14 protein-coding genes are annotated in these 14,356 nt (G+C 66.1%); all 14 read left to right on the top strand.

Annotated elements, in window-relative coordinates; all coding sequences use genetic code 11:
* Positions 1-17: 17 nt before the first annotated feature.
* Complete coding sequence (locus EDC62_RS11945) at positions 18-722, top strand: succinate dehydrogenase iron-sulfur subunit (protein ID WP_124224047.1); 705 nt, start codon at positions 18-20, stop codon at positions 720-722.
* A 19-nt stretch (positions 723-741) separates the two neighbouring features.
* Complete coding sequence (locus tag EDC62_RS11940; protein ID WP_124224046.1) at positions 742-1,065, top strand: FAD assembly factor SdhE; 324 nt, start codon at positions 742-744, stop codon at positions 1,063-1,065.
* A 33-nt stretch (positions 1,066-1,098) separates the two neighbouring features.
* Positions 1,099-2,409 (top strand): citrate synthase, encoded by a 1,311-nt coding sequence (locus EDC62_RS11935; protein WP_124224072.1) that lies wholly within the window; start codon positions 1,099-1,101, stop codon positions 2,407-2,409.
* A gap of 258 nt (positions 2,410-2,667) precedes the next feature.
* Positions 2,668-2,859, top strand: a complete 192-nt coding sequence (locus tag EDC62_RS11930; RefSeq protein ID WP_124224045.1) for a hypothetical protein — start codon at positions 2,668-2,670, stop codon at positions 2,857-2,859.
* 89 nt (positions 2,860-2,948) lie between these two features.
* Entirely contained in the window at positions 2,949-4,412 is a 1,464-nt protein-coding gene (gene leuC / locus EDC62_RS11925) for a 3-isopropylmalate dehydratase large subunit (protein WP_124224044.1), read from the top strand.
* A gap of 16 nt (positions 4,413-4,428) precedes the next feature.
* Positions 4,429-4,557 (top strand): entericidin A/B family lipoprotein, encoded by a 129-nt coding sequence (locus EDC62_RS11920; protein ID WP_124224043.1) that lies wholly within the window; start codon positions 4,429-4,431, stop codon positions 4,555-4,557.
* 33 nt (positions 4,558-4,590) lie between these two features.
* Entirely contained in the window at positions 4,591-5,241 is a 651-nt protein-coding gene (gene leuD / locus EDC62_RS11915) for a 3-isopropylmalate dehydratase small subunit (protein WP_124224042.1), read from the top strand.
* A 94-nt stretch (positions 5,242-5,335) separates the two neighbouring features.
* Entirely contained in the window at positions 5,336-6,406 is a 1,071-nt protein-coding gene (leuB, locus tag EDC62_RS11910) for a 3-isopropylmalate dehydrogenase (protein ID WP_124224041.1), read from the top strand.
* A gap of 267 nt (positions 6,407-6,673) precedes the next feature.
* Positions 6,674-7,804 carry an aspartate-semialdehyde dehydrogenase gene (gene asd / locus EDC62_RS11905; protein ID WP_124224040.1) on the top strand — a complete coding sequence of 377 codons (1,131 nt, stop codon included), beginning with the start codon at positions 6,674-6,676 and terminating at the stop codon, positions 7,802-7,804.
* Between the two features lie 236 nt (positions 7,805-8,040).
* On the top strand, positions 8,041-10,650 hold the full coding sequence (locus EDC62_RS11900; RefSeq protein ID WP_245968860.1) for a type IV pilus assembly protein FimV: 2,610 nt from the start codon (positions 8,041-8,043) through the stop codon (positions 10,648-10,650).
* Positions 10,647-11,471, top strand: coding sequence for a tRNA pseudouridine(38-40) synthase TruA (truA, locus tag EDC62_RS11895; RefSeq protein ID WP_124224039.1), 825 nt, complete (start codon positions 10,647-10,649; stop codon positions 11,469-11,471). The genes EDC62_RS11900 and truA overlap by 4 nt, the downstream gene beginning before the upstream one ends.
* Positions 11,468-12,202 (top strand): phosphoribosylanthranilate isomerase, encoded by a 735-nt coding sequence (locus tag EDC62_RS11890; RefSeq protein WP_124224038.1) that lies wholly within the window; start codon positions 11,468-11,470, stop codon positions 12,200-12,202. Before truA ends, EDC62_RS11890 begins: the two co-directional genes overlap by 4 nt.
* 22 nt (positions 12,203-12,224) lie before the next feature.
* Entirely contained in the window at positions 12,225-13,517 is a 1,293-nt protein-coding gene (gene trpB / locus EDC62_RS11885) for a tryptophan synthase subunit beta (RefSeq protein WP_124224037.1), read from the top strand.
* On the top strand, positions 13,514-14,347 hold the full coding sequence (gene trpA, locus EDC62_RS11880) for a tryptophan synthase subunit alpha (RefSeq protein WP_124224036.1): 834 nt from the start codon (positions 13,514-13,516) through the stop codon (positions 14,345-14,347). The genes trpB and trpA overlap by 4 nt, the downstream gene beginning before the upstream one ends.
* Positions 14,348-14,356 lie beyond the last annotated feature (9 nt).

The raw sequence follows: 14,356 nt of genomic DNA, 5'->3' as shown, positions 1-14,356 counted from the left end.
CGAACCGGAGCCCCATCATGGAAAAACGCACGTTCAAGATCTATCGCTACGACCCGGACAAGGACGCCAAGCCCTACATGCAGACGCTCGAGGTCGAACTCGACGGTCACGAGCGCATGCTGCTCGACGTCCTCATGAAACTCAAGGCCATCGACCCGACGCTTTCGTTCCGCCGCTCCTGCCGTGAAGGTGTCTGCGGCTCGGACGCGATGAACATCAACGGGAAGAACGGCTTGGCCTGCCTGACCAACATGCGCACGCTGCCGCAGACCATCGTATTGAAGCCGCTGCCCGGCCTGCCGGTGGTTCGCGACCTGATCGTGGACATGACGCTGTTCTTCAAACAGTACCACTCGATCAAGCCGTATCTGATCAACGACTCGATTCCGCCCGAAAAAGAGCGGCTGCAAAGCCCCGAGGAGCGCGAGGAGCTCAACGGCCTCTACGAGTGCATCCTCTGCGCCAGCTGCTCGACGAGCTGCCCGAGCTTCTGGTGGAACCCCGACAAGTTCGTCGGGCCCGCGGGTCTGCTGCAGGCCTATCGCTTCCTGGCCGACAGCCGCGACGAGGCCACGGCCGAGCGCCTCGACAACCTCGAGGATCCGTACCGTCTGTTCCGCTGCCACACCATCATGAACTGCGTCGACGTCTGCCCCAAGGGTTTGAACCCCACGCTGGCGATCGGCAAGATCAAAGAAATGATGGTCCAGCGCACCGTCTGACGACGCAGGGCGACACCGCTTGGAAACCGATCGCTTCCTCGAAGCCGGAGCCGACGACGAAGTCGTCAGCGAACGGGACTTGAGCCGGCTGCGGTGGCGATGCCGTCGCGGCCTGCTCGAAAACGACCTCTTCATCGAGCGGTTTTTCCAGCGTTACGAACGGCACCTGACCTACGCGCAAGCCCGCGGCCTCTACGCCTTGATGGCTTTGGCAGACAACGATCTGCTCGATCTGCTGCTGGCCCGGCGCGAGCCCGGGTCCGAGTGGGTCGGGCGGGGTGCCGAAGCGGTGCGGCTCGTCCTAGCCCAGCTTCGTGAGCCCCCATCACCCACCCTGGCCTGACCGATTTCCCAAACCACTCTCCTCGAGACCATGATGAAACTCTCCGACACCAAAGCCACGCTCTCGTTCTCCAACGGCAGCCCGAGCGTCGACCTGCCGGTCTACCAGGGCACGCTGGGCCCGGATGTGATCGACATCCGCAAGCTCTACGCGCAAACGGGCATGTTCACCTACGACCCGGGTTTTCTCTCGACCGCATCGTGCCAGTCGGCCATCACCTACATCGACGGCGACAAGGGTGAACTGCTGTATCGCGGCTACCCGATCGAGCAACTGGCCACGCAGTGTGACTATCTCGATACCTGCTATCTGCTGCTCAACGGGGAATTGCCCAACGCCAACGAACGCGATGAATTCCACAAGCTCATCATCAACCACACGATGGTGCATGAGCAGATGCAGTTCTTCCTGCGCGGCTTCCGTCGAGACGCGCACCCGATGGCGGTGCTCACGGGCTTGGTGGGTGCGCTTTCGGCCTTTTATCACGACAGCACCGACATCCACAACGCGGAACACCGCAAGATCGCGGCGATTCGCCTGATCGCAAAGATGCCCACTTTGGTCGCCATGGCTTACAAGTACGGCATCGGCCAGCCCTACATGTATCCGCGCAACGACCTGTCCTACGCGGGCAACTTCCTGCGCATGATGTTTGGCACGCCCTGCGAGGAATACAAAGTCAACCCGGTGCTCGAGCGCGCGCTCGACCGCATCTTCATCCTGCATGCCGACCACGAGCAAAACGCTTCGACCTCGACCGTGCGGTTGTGCGGCAGCTCGGGCACCAACCCCTACGCCGCGATTGCAGCCGGTGTGGCCTGCCTCTGGGGCCCGGCGCACGGCGGCGCCAACGAGGCCTGCCTGAACATGCTCGAAGAAATCCAGGCCATGGGTGGGGTCGCCAAGGTCGGCGAATTCATGGAGAAGGTCAAGGACAAGAGCTCGGGCGTCAAGCTCATGGGCTTTGGCCACCGCGTCTACAAGAACTACGACCCGCGCGCTAAGCTGATGCAAGAGACCTGCAACGAGGTTCTGTCCGAGCTGGGTCTCGAGAACGATCCGCTGTTCAAGCTCGCCAAGGAACTCGAAAAGATCGCCCTCGAGGACGACTATTTCGTGCAGCGCAAGCTCTACCCGAACGTCGACTTCTATTCGGGCATCGTGCAGCGCGCGATCGGCATTCCGGTGAGCCTCTTCACCGGCATCTTCGCGCTCGCGCGGACCGTGGGCTGGATCGCCCAGCTCAACGAGATGCTCGCCGACCCAGAGTACAAGATTGGCCGTCCGCGCCAGCTCTACACGGGTGCGGCGCGCCGCGACGTCAAGCCGCTCGATCAGCGCTGAGCACCGCCGCCGCGTGCCGCTCGTCCCTGCGGGCGGGCCGCGGCAGCCGCGCCGGTCACCGCCCACCCGCTCACCGCGGGCGGGCGGTGCCGTTTTGAGAAGTCACTTTTTGATAGCGTTACCTTGTGGTTTGACGCCGGGATTTCAGGGAAATTACCCAAAATTTCGCGCCTCGGGCCGTCCGGACGCCGGTCGAGAGACGCCGGCGGCATTGACCCTAAATCCGGCAGTTGACCGCTTTTCGCTGAATGCAAGGTGTTGGCGTCTCAACTATTTTCGGTGCGCAGTCCGTTCACCGTTTGGGTGAGCGCTGCGCACCCGTTCGAGCCGCCCTCGGGTGCGGGGGCGGCGTTGCAAATCCTCGCCATGGCACCCGCCATGTCTGCGGTTTGCGCCTTGCCCGCGCGCCCGATGACGACCCGCCCGGGCGCGCCCAACTGCCGGATTTAGGTTGACAGCGGCACCAACAGCGGTACCGACAGCCCTGCCCGATTAAAATCCGTCGTTCATCCCGCCACCGCAGCGCAGCACATCCTTCCATGACCCAGGCCGCACGCACGCTTTACGACAAGCTCTGGGACGAGCATGTCGTCCACACCGAGGAAGACGGCACCGCCATCCTCTACATCGACCGTCACCTCGTCCATGAAGTGACCAGCCCGCAGGCCTTCGAGGGCCTGCGCGAGGCGGGCCGCAAGGTCTGGCGCGTGAGTTCCGTCGTCGCCACGGCCGACCACAACACGCCCACGACGGGGTGGGAACTCGGTTACGACGGCATCACCGACCCGATCAGCAAAGAACAGATCCTCACGCTCGACGCCAACATCCGCGCGGTTGGCGCCGCGGCTTATTTCCCCTTCCTCAGCAAACGCCAAGGCATCGTCCACGTCATCGGCCCGGAGAACGGTGCCACGCTGCCCGGCATGACGGTGGTGTGCGGCGATTCGCACACCTCGACTCATGGCGCCTTCGGTGCGTTGGCCCACGGGATCGGCACGAGCGAGGTCGAGCATGTGCTGGCCACGCAGACCTTGCTCGCCAAGAAGGCCAAAAACATGCTGATTCGGGTCGAGGGCACCTTGCAACCGGGTGTTACGGCCAAGGATATCGTGCTCGCCATCATCGGGCGCATCGGTACGGCCGGCGGGACCGGCTACACCATCGAGTTCGCCGGCAGCGCCATCCGTGCGCTCTCCATGGAAGGCCGCATGACGGTGTGCAACATGGCGATCGAAGCGGGCGCACGCGCGGGACTCGTGGCGGTCGACGACAAGACCATCGAATACGTGCGCGGCCGGCTGCTCGCGCCGGGCACCGACACCGCCAGCGGCCGCTTCGTCGGTGGCCCCGAATGGGACCAGGCGGTGCGCTACTGGCGCACCCTGCACAGCGACCCCGGCGCCCATTTCGATGCGGTCGTCGAAATCGACGCCGCTCAAATCGTTCCTCAAGTGACCTGGGGCACCTCGCCCGAGATGGTCACCGGCATCGACGGCCGCGTTCCCGACCCCGACCGCGAGCGCGACCCGACCAAGCGCGCGGCCATCGAGCGCGCCTTGACCTACATGGGTCTCGAGCCCGGTAAGCCCATGACCGACATCGCCGTCGACAAGGTGTTCATCGGTTCCTGCACCAACAGCCGCATCGAGGACTTGCGCGAGGCCGCCGCGGTCGTCAAGCGGCTGGGACAGAAGGTGGCACGCCATGTGAAGCTCGCCATGGTCGTTCCGGGTTCGGGCCTGGTGAAAGAACAGGCTGAGCGCGAGGGCCTGCATGAAATCTTCCGGGCCGCGGGCTTCGACTGGCGCGAGCCAGGCTGCTCGATGTGTCTGGCCATGAACGCCGACCGACTCGAGCCCGGCGAGCGCTGCGCCAGCACCAGCAACCGCAACTTCGAAGGACGTCAGGGCGCGGGTGGCCGCACCCATCTCGTCTCACCCGCGATGGCCGCAGCCGCAGCCGTCCACGGGCATTTCGTCGATGTCCGGCCCTACGCCGGATGAATTTCGGAGGCCGTCCATGAAATCTTCGCTGCTCACCGGCGTGGTCCTGATGCTGGCTCTGGCTCTTGCCGGTTGCAACACGATCAAAGGCGTCGGCCAAGACGTTCAAAAAGCGGGCGCGGCCATCGAGAAGGCCGTGAAGTAAGCGCCTTCATGGCGCCTAAACCGAGCGAACAACATGCAGAAATTCACCGTGCACCAAGGGATCGTGGCCCCGATGGACCGCGAGAACGTCGACACCGACGCCATCATTCCCAAACAGTTCCTCAAGTCCATCCATAAAACCGGATTTGGGCCGCACCTGTTCGACGAATGGCGCTATCTCGACCCCGGTTACCCCGGCAAAGACCCCGCCACGCGCCGGCCCAACCCGGATTTCGTGCTGAACCAGCCGCGTTACGCGGGGGCCTCGATCCTGCTCGCACGCAAGAACTTCGGCTGCGGATCGAGCCGCGAGCACGCGCCCTGGGCACTCGAGCAATACGGCTTTCGGGCGCTGATCGCACCCAGCTTCGCCGATATCTTCTTCAACAACTGCTTCAAGAACGGCCTGCTGCCCATCACGCTGAGTGAGGCCACGGTCGACCAGCTGTTTGACGAGGTCGCGGCGTTTCCGGGCTATGCGCTCACCATCGACCTCGAGCGGCAGGTGATCGTCAAGCCGCAGGGCGAAGAAGTCCCGTTCGAAGTCAACGCCTTCCGCAAGTACTGCCTGCTCAACGGCCTCGATGATATCGGCCTGACCCTGCGTCACAAGGACAAGATCGCCGCCTTCGAGGCCGAACGCCTGGCCCGCATGCCCTGGCTCGCCCGCAGCTTGCCGCTCTGATGGGTTCGGCAGGGTTCGGTTCGGCCATTTTTGAGCTTTTTTGGCCGTTTGCCGGCGAAAAACAAGCGTTTCTAGCTCCTTTTCTGATAGCAAAATGAAAATCGCAGTTCTTCCCGGTGACGGCATCGGCACCGAAATCGTCGCCGAAGCGGTGAAGGTCCTCCAAGCGCTCGAGCTGCCCCTCGAGCTGGAGTACGCTCCTGTGGGCGGAGCCGCCTTCGAGGCCAGCGGCCATCCGCTGCCCGAAGCCACGCTGAAACTCGCGCGCGAAGCCGACGCCGTGCTCTTCGGTGCCGTGGGCGACTGGAAGTACGACACGCTCGAGCGCGCGCTGCGCCCCGAGCAAGCCATTCTCGGCCTGCGCAAGCACCTCGGCCTGTTCGCCAACTTCCGCCCGGCCATCTGCTACGAACAACTGGTCGGCGCCTCCAGCCTCAAGCCCGAACTGGTCGCGGGGCTGGACATCCTCATCATCCGCGAGCTCACCGGCGACATTTACTTCGGCCAGCCGCGCGGCCGCCGCGTCGCGACCGACGGGCACTTCCCCGGCGCCGAAGAAGCTTTCGACACCATGCGCTACAGCCGCCCGGAGATCGAGCGCATCGCCCATGTGGCGTTCCAGGCCGCGCGCAAGCGCAACAAAAAAGTCACCAGCGTCGACAAGGCCAACGTGCTCGAGACCTTCCAGCTCTGGAAGGACGTGGTCACGGAAGTCGGCCAGCAATACCCCGATGTGACGCTCGAGCACATGTATGTCGACAACGCCGCGATGCAGCTCGTCAAAGCGCCGAAGAAATTCGACGTCATCGTCACTGGCAATATGTTTGGCGACATCCTCTCCGACGAAGCCTCGATGCTCACTGGCTCGATCGGCATGCTGCCCTCGGCCAGCCTGAACGCGAAGAGCCAGGGCCTGTACGAGCCCAGCCACGGCAGCGCCCCGGACATCGCCGGGCAAGGCATCGCGAACCCGCTGGCGACCATCCTGAGCGCGGCCATGATGCTGCGCTTCTCGCTCAACCAGCCCGAAGCCGCCGAGCGCATCGAGACGGCCGTAAAACAAGTCCTGGCGCAGGGCTTGCGCACCCCCGACATCTGGAGCGCAGGCACGACCAAGGTCGGCACGGCGCAAATGGGCGATGCGGTGGTCCGAGCACTCGGCTGAGATTCGTTCGAATGGTCTGCCGGCGGCTTTGTCAGCTGGCGTCAAGCCGCGGCTCGCTACAATCTTGTCTTATGTTTACCACCAGCCCGTTCGACCCGAACTTCGCATCCGCCGCCATGGCCGATGGGGCTGCGCGCGCATACACCATCAAAACCACGACCATTCAGGGCTGATCCAGCCGGGTTCGTCGTGCGCCCTTCCCGGCCAGACGAGCCGGGCAAAAACAGCCGGGTCTGGAACTGTTTTTAACGAGAAAGGGCGTTTCAAATGAGCAAGTTGGTTGGTCTGGTCGGCTGGCGAGGCATGGTCGGCTCGGTGTTGATGGATCGCATGGTCGAAGAGAAGGACTTCGACCTGATCGAGCCGCTGTTCTTCTCCACCTCCAACGCCGGCGGTGCCGCCCCGGCGATGGCGAAGAACGAAACCCGACTGCAGGATGCGTTCGACCTCGAAGCCCTGCGGCGCTGCGACATCATCATCACCGCGCAAGGCGGCGACTACACCAAAGAAATCTTCCCCAAACTGCGTGCGGCGGGCTGGCACGGTCACTGGATCGATGCGGCGAGCACGCTGCGCATGGCCGAGGACGCGGTGATCATCCTCGACCCGGTCAACCGCGACGTCATCGACCGCGCGCTCGCAGCCGGCGGTCGCAACTGGATCGGCGGCAACTGCACCGTCAGCCTGATGCTGATGGCCATGGGCGGCCTGTTCAAGGCGGACCTCGTCGAGTGGGTCAGCGCCATGACCTATCAGGCGGCCTCGGGCGCCGGTGCGCAAAACATGCGCGAACTGTTGCAGCAAATGGGCGCCTTGCATGACGCCGTCAAGAACGAACTCGCCGATCCGGCCTCGGCCATTCTCGAGATTGACCGCAAGGTCGCTGCGACCCTGCGCTCGCCCGACTTCCCGACCCAACACTTCCGCAACGTTCCCCTGGCTGGCAGCCTGATACCGTGGATCGACGTGCCCGTCGAGCACGGCCAGAGCAAAGAAGAGTGGAAAGGCGGCGCCGAATGCAACAAGATCCTCGGCAAGCCCGCGTTCCGCAGCCCGGGCAGCATTCCCATCGACGGCCTGTGCGTGCGCATCGGCGCGATGCGCTGCCACTCGCAAGGGCTCACGGTCAAGCTGAAGAAGGACGTGCCGCTGGCCGAGATCGAAGCCCTGCTCGCAGGCGCCAACGACTGGGTCAAGATGGTGCCCAACGAACGCGAGGCGACCGAGCGCGCGCTCACGCCCGCCGCGGTCACGGGCACGCTGAGCGTCCCGGTCGGTCGTCTACACAAGCTCGCCATGGGGCCGGAGTACCTCGGCGCCTTCACCGTGGGCGACCAACTGCTCTGGGGCGCGGCCGAACCGCTGCGCCGCATGCTGCGCATCCTGCTGCAAGCCTGAGAGGCTGAGAGGCTGAGAGGCTGAGAGGCTGAGAGGGCGGCGCGGCGCTTGGTAAGGGCGCGCGGTGCCGTTGACCGTGTCCGGCGCCCACTCCTGCGTTGTCGACAGGCAACACCCAGGCGTCGTTCCTCGGCCGGATGCTCCAATGCAGCGCCCCCAAGGGCGCTTCGCCTTGTTTCTCCCCAGCAATGCTGTTACCTTCAAACGACCACGGTTTCGTGTCTGGATGGTCACGCATGATGAACAACACAAAATCCGGTGCGTCTGCAGGCACCGGATCGCAGCATGGGTCGCGCCGCGCGGTGCTCGACAAACCTTACCGGATGACCGCTTTGCGCGCAGCTGCGCTGGCGGCTTGGATCGCGGCAGGCTTGGCACCTGGCGCGGCGCAGGCGCTGGGGCTTGGGCCCATTCGGGTTCAATCGGCCCTCGGTGAGCCGCTGGATGCAGCGGTCGAGGTGCTGCAGATCGACGCCGACGAAGCGGCGAGTCTGCGGGTCAGCCTCGCGCCAGCGTCGGCCTTTCGTGCTGCCGGTGTCGACTACAACGCCGCACTCGCCGGTGCCAAAGTCACGCTCCAACAACGGCCCGACGGAACCCGCGTCCTACGCATCCAAGGGGAGCGGGCCGTCAACGAACCCTTTCTCGACCTGATCCTCGAGGCCAACTGGGCCAGCGGGCGCTTGACCCGCGAATACACGCTGCTGCTCGACCCGCCGAAAAACCCGGCCGCCAAGCCGGCCGATCGCGGCACGACGCTGCCGGCTGTCGTCAACGCGCCTCGCCCCGCCGCCCCGGTCGCGGTGGCGCCCGCAACGGCCACACCGCGACGCACGGAGGAGAGCGCAGCGCCAGGTACGGGCGGGACCGTGACCGTCCGCCGCGGCGATACGGCTTTGGGTATCGTGGCACGCCACAAGCCAGCGGGTGTCTCGCTCGAACAGATGTTGGTTGCCTTGCTGCGTGCCAACCCCGACGCCTTCGTGGGCGGGAATGTCAACCGCCTACGCGCCGGTGCCGTCGTGCGCCTGCCCGACGAGACGAGCGCGCGCGGTATCGAGCCGGGAGAAGCGCGGCAGGTGCTCGCCCTTCAGAGTGCGGACTTCAATGCGTTCCGTGGCCGTCTGGCCCGGTCGGTGCCAGCGGTTCAGACCGAGGTCTCGAGCCGCGCCGCAAGTGGCAAGGTCGAAACTCAAGTGACGGAACAGCGCCCGGCCGCGGTGGCTCCGGACAAGCTCACGCTGTCCAAAGGCAAAGTGGCCAGTGCCAACGACCGTGAAGCGCAAATCGCCGCCGAGTTGCGCAAGAAAGAGGCCGAGCAGCGCCTGGCCGAGCTGACCCGAAACGCCAACGAGTTGGCCAAGCTCCAAGCCAGCAGCGCGGCGCTCGGTGCAGCCAGTGCAGCGGCCTCGAAGCCGGGCCTGGCCGTGCCAGCGACCGCGCCCGCGGCCTCGGCGGCCGTGTCCGCCACGGCCCAGCCCGCCCCGGCTGCGGCTTCGGCACCGGCCGCCGCCGCTTCGATCGCTACATCGGCTGCCGCCGCACCGGCCAGCGCCGTTGCGAGCGCCCCGGCGTCCCAAGCCCAGGCGCCCGCTTCCCGGCCGGCCGTGGCGAAAGCGGCGCCCGCAGCCCCGGCACCCGAGCCCTCTTTACTCGACAGCTTGCTCGAGAACCCCTTGATTCCCGGTGCCGGTGCGGCCTTGATCGCCCTGCTGGCGGGCTTTGGTATCTATCGGATGCGTGCCAACAAGGCAAGCAAGGCGCACGAAGAGAGCAGTTTCCTCGAGAGCCGTGTACAGCCCGACTCGTTCTTTGGTTCGAGTGGCGGCCAGCATGTCGACACGAGCGACGAAAAACCCAGCGGCAACTCGTCGCTCGCCTACTCGCCGAGCCAACTCGAAGCGGGCGGCGATGTGGACCCCGTCGCCGAGGCCGATGTCTATCTGGCCTACGGACGCGATCTGCAGGCCGAGGAAATCCTCAAGGAAGCGCTCAAGCTGCACCCCAACCGGGTCGCCATCCACGTCAAGCTCGCCGAGATTTATGCCAAGCGGCGGGATGCCCGCGCGGTCGAGGCTCTGGCCAAACAGGTGCTCCGCATCACCGAAGGCATGGGCCCCGAGTGGCAGCGCTTGTGCGAGATCGGGCGTTCGATCGACCCCAACAACCCGGTCTATTCGGGGCAGGCCCCGGAATCGGCTCCGCCTACACCCGAATCCGCGCCCTCGCCGCTGTTCGCGCCCAGCACGATTCCAGTGAATCCGAAGCCGGAGTTTTCGCCCTCGCAGTCGGGCGTGGACTTCGATTTGAGCCAGTTCGACAGTCCCTTGCCGGAAGAGCCGAGCGGTGCACGAGGCGAACCCGCAGCCAGCGACACGGCCGCCACGCCGGCGCAAGCAGACCCGGCGCCTGCCGCTGAACCGGCGTTCGCCGCTGCCGCGGAAACCCAAGCTGCCGCCGAGCCCCTCGCCAACGCGCCCAAGGGCGGCGATGAAGCCTTGCTCGAATTCGATTTGGGCACTTTGTCCTTGGACCTCGAGCCGAATGCCGTGGCCGCCGCCACCGGTGCCCAGGCACCCACCCCTGCGTCTGCGGCTTCTTCGATGCCGCCGCTGAGCTTCGATTTCGAGCCGTCTGCGGCCCCGACCCCCGCCGCGCCAGCCCCCACCGAGCCCGCCTCGCTGGGCGGCGACGCCGATGAACTCGAAACCAAACTGGCGCTGGCACACGAACTGCGCGGCATCGGCGACACCGAAGGCGCGCGGGCCCTCGCCGAAGAGGTGCTCGCCGCCGCGTCGGGGCCCCTGAAGCTCAAGGCGCAGCAATTCCGGGACGATTTGGGTTGAGCGAGACTGCCAGAGACCCGGCTCCGGTCGCCAGGACCGGTCGCCGGATCGCGCTGGGCGTCAGCTATGACGGCCGCGGGTACCAAGGTTGGCAAAGCCAGCCCTCGGGCCAGACGGTGCAAGACCGGCTGGAGCGCGCGCTGGCCGACTTTGCTTGCAAACCCATCTCGACGCTCTGCGCCGGTCGCACCGATGCCGGTGTGCACGGTCTGATGCAGGTGGTGCATTTCGACACCGACATCGAGCGCGCCCCCGCATCCTGGGTGCGGGGCACCAACCGTTTCCTGCCCCCGGACATCGCGGTGCAGTGGGCGCAGCCCGTGCCGGCCGGCTTTCATGCGCGCGCCAGCGCCATTGCGCGGCGCTACCGCTATGTGCTGCTGGAGTCGCCGGTGCGCCCGAGCCTCGAAGCCGGGCGCGTGGGCTGGGTGTTTCGTCCGCTCGACGGCGTGGCCATGCACGCTGCGGCGGCGCACCTCATCGGCGAGCATGACTTCAGCTCCTTCCGCGCCGCCGAATGTCAGGCCGCAAGCCCGGTGAAGACCCTCACGCGCATCGACATCGAGCGCCGGGGGGCCTACTGGCGCTTCGAATTCGAGGCGAACGCTTTTCTTCACCACATGATCCGCAACCTCATGGGCTGTCTGGTCCGCGTGGGACAGGGGCTCGCGCACCCGGACTGGATGCGCGAGGTGCTCGCCGCCCGCAGCCGGGACGCCGCCGCGCCGACCTTTGCGCCCGATGGCCTGTATTTCGTCGGACCCGTCTACGCGCCCCACTGGGGCTTGCCGGAGCGGGTGGCTGCGTATGATTGGGCATGAGCCGCCCAACCGCCACGCAGTCCCCGCCCCCTGCCCTCGCCCCCACCGAGCCCCGCCCCCGCACCCGCATCAAGATCTGCGGCCTCACGCGCGAAGCCGATGTCGATGCGGCGGTCGCGGCCGGTGCCGATGCGGTCGGTTTCGTGCTCTATGCGAAGAGCCCGCGCTACGTGTCGCCCGAACGCGCAGCGGCGCTCGCCCGTCGTCTGCCGCCCTTCGTCACGCCGGTGCTGCTGTTCGTGAACGAAGACGCTTCCAAAATCAGAGCAATCACCGACCAATTCACGCCGGGTTTGCTGCAATTTCATGGGGATGAGACGCCCGAGGCATGCCTGGAAGCCGCGGCCACCTGCGGCTGGGCCTGGATGCGTGCGGCCCGCATCCCCGCGGGGTCGGCTTTCGACTTGCTAGAATTTGTCCACACTTGGCATCACGCCCAGGCCATCCTCCTCGACGCGCATGTCGAGGGTTACGGTGGCGGCGGCACCCCATTCGATTGGTCACTTCTTCCACCAAACGTCGACGCTCACCTCGTCTTGAGTGGTGGGCTCACACCTGCAAACGTGGGCGATGGCATCCGCGCGCTGCGCTCGCGCGGCCGCTCGCTCGCGGTGGACGTCAGCTCCGGCGTCGAAGCCCTCGGGCCTGACGGCCGCCCGCTCAAGGGCGTCAAGGACGCTCTGCGGATGCACCAGTTCGTCGCCGCCGTGCGTGCGGCCGACGCCTCCTGACCCGATAGGAACGCCAACGACCATGTTCGACTACCACCAGCCCGATCCAAGCGGGCATTTCGGCCGCTATGGCGGCAGCTTCGTGAGCGAAACGCTCACCCATGCCATCAACGAGCTGCGCGAGGCCTACGCGCGCTACCGGGACGACCCCGACTTCGTGGCCGAGTTCCACCACGAGCTCGCGCACTTCGTGGGACGCCCCTCGCCCGTCTACCACGCCGCGCGCACCAGCCGCGAACTGGGCGGCGCGCAAATCTTCCTCAAGCGCGAAGACCTCAACCACACCGGCGCACACAAAATCAACAACACGATCGGTCAGGCCATGCTCGCGCGCCGCATGGGCAAGCCGCGCATCATCGCCGAGACGGGCGCGGGCCAGCACGGGGTGGCGACTGCAACGATTTGCGCGCGCTACGGGCTTGAATGCGTGGTCTACATGGGCAGCGAAGACGTCAAGCGCCAAAGCCCCAATGTCTACCGCATGAAGCTGCTTGGCGCCACCGTCGTGCCCGTCGAGTCGGGCAGCAAGACCCTCAAGGACGCCCTCAACGAAGCCTTGCGCGACTGGGTTGCCAACGTCGACAACACCTTCTACATCATCGGCACCGTGGCCGGGCCGCACCCCTACCCGATGATGGTGCGGGACTTCCAGAGCGTCATCGGCAACGAATGCGTCAAGCAGATGCCCGAGATGCTGCGCGAGGCGGGCTGCACCGGCGACCAGCCCGACGTGGTGGTGGCCTGCGTGGGCGGCGGCAGCAATGCGATGGGCATCTTCTATCCGTATATCCCGTTCGAATCGACGCGGCTCATCGGTGTCGAGGCGGCTGGGCTCGGGCTCGAATCGGGCAAGCATTCGGCCTCGCTGCAAAAAGGCAGCCCTGGCGTGCTGCACGGCAACCGGACCTACATCCTGCAAGACGACAACGGCCAGATCACCGAGACGCACAGCATCAGCGCCGGGCTCGACTACCCCGGCGTCGGCCCCGAACACGCCTACCTCAAGGACATCGGCCGCGCCGAGTACGTCGGCATCACCGATCAGGAAGCGCTCGACGCCTTCCACCATCTGTGCCGCACCGAGGGCATCATCCCCGCGCTCGAATCAAGCCACGCCGTGGCCTACGCCTTGAAGCTCGCCCGCACCATGCGCCCGGACCAGTCCATCCTGGTGAACCTCTCAGGCCGCGGCGACAAAGACATCGGCACCGTGGCCGACCTCTCCGGCGCCGGCTTCTTCTGCCGCCCGAGCTGCGAAGGCCAAAGCGTCAAGGGCGGCGAGTCCATCATCCGCCTCGGGGAGTTGCCCGCATGAGCCGCATCCAGGAAACCTTCGCCCGCCTGCAAGCCGCTGGCCGCAAGGCACTGATCCCCTTTGTCACGGCCGGCTTCCCGTATGCCGACCTCACGCCCGAACTGCTGCACGGCATGGTGGCTGCCGGCGCCGACGTGATCGAGCTCGGCGTGCCATTCTCAGACCCGAGCGCCGACGGCGCCGTCATTCAAAAGGCCGGTGAGCGCGCGCTGGCGCTCGGCATTGGGCTCGCAGACGTGTTGCAGATGGTGCGCCGTTTTCGCCAGAGCGACACGCAAACGCCCATCGTGCTCATGGGCTATGCGAACCCGGTCGAGCGCTACGACCAGCGGCACGGTGCCGACGCCTTCATCCGCGACGCGGCAGCGGCCGGCGTGGACGGGGTACTGATCGTCGATTACCCGCCCGAGGAATGCGCCGACTTCGCGGCCAAGCTGCGCGCGCACGGCATGGACCTGATCTTCCTGCTCGCCCCGACCAGCACCGACGAGCGCATCGCCCAGGTGGCCCGAGTCGCCAGCGGCTATGTCTATTACGTCTCGCTCAAGGGCGTGACCGGCGCGGGCTCGCTCGACACGAGCGCGGTCGAAGCCATGCTGCCGCGCATCCGCGCCCAGGTCACGATCCCCGTGGGTGTGGGCTTTGGCATCCGCGACGCAGCGACCGCGCGCGAGATCGCGCGCGTGGCCGACGCGGTGGTGATCGGCAGCCGGCTGATCAGCCTCATCGACCCCTTACCCCGCGAGGCCGTGGTGCCTGCCGCCGCGGCCTTCCTGCGCGACATCCGCGCGGCACTCGACGACGTATCATCGGCGGCACGCGCGGCTTGAGTAGGCACA

Source organism: Tibeticola sediminis, assembly GCF_003843835.1.
Taxonomy (GTDB): domain Bacteria; phylum Pseudomonadota; class Gammaproteobacteria; order Burkholderiales; family Burkholderiaceae_C; genus Tibeticola; species Tibeticola sediminis.
The sequence above is the reverse complement of the archived record's forward strand: the minus strand, read 5'-3'. Positions and strand labels throughout refer to the sequence as shown.

Coding starts and splice junctions, on each gene's coding strand:
- EDC62_RS11945 (WP_124224047.1), top strand. CDS start 18: ATGGAAAAACGCACGTTCAAGATCTATCGCTACGACCCGGACAAGGAC.
- EDC62_RS11935 (WP_124224072.1), top strand. CDS start 1,099: ATGAAACTCTCCGACACCAAAGCCACGCTCTCGTTCTCCAACGGCAGC.
- leuC (WP_124224044.1), top strand. CDS start 2,949: ATGACCCAGGCCGCACGCACGCTTTACGACAAGCTCTGGGACGAGCAT.
- EDC62_RS11920 (WP_124224043.1), top strand. CDS start 4,429: ATGAAATCTTCGCTGCTCACCGGCGTGGTCCTGATGCTGGCTCTGGCT.
- leuD (WP_124224042.1), top strand. CDS start 4,591: ATGCAGAAATTCACCGTGCACCAAGGGATCGTGGCCCCGATGGACCGC.
- leuB (WP_124224041.1), top strand. CDS start 5,336: ATGAAAATCGCAGTTCTTCCCGGTGACGGCATCGGCACCGAAATCGTC.
- asd (WP_124224040.1), top strand. CDS start 6,674: ATGAGCAAGTTGGTTGGTCTGGTCGGCTGGCGAGGCATGGTCGGCTCG.
- EDC62_RS11900 (WP_245968860.1), top strand. CDS start 8,041: ATGATGAACAACACAAAATCCGGTGCGTCTGCAGGCACCGGATCGCAG.
- EDC62_RS11890 (WP_124224038.1), top strand. CDS start 11,468: ATGAGCCGCCCAACCGCCACGCAGTCCCCGCCCCCTGCCCTCGCCCCC.
- trpB (WP_124224037.1), top strand. CDS start 12,225: ATGTTCGACTACCACCAGCCCGATCCAAGCGGGCATTTCGGCCGCTAT.
- trpA (WP_124224036.1), top strand. CDS start 13,514: ATGAGCCGCATCCAGGAAACCTTCGCCCGCCTGCAAGCCGCTGGCCGC.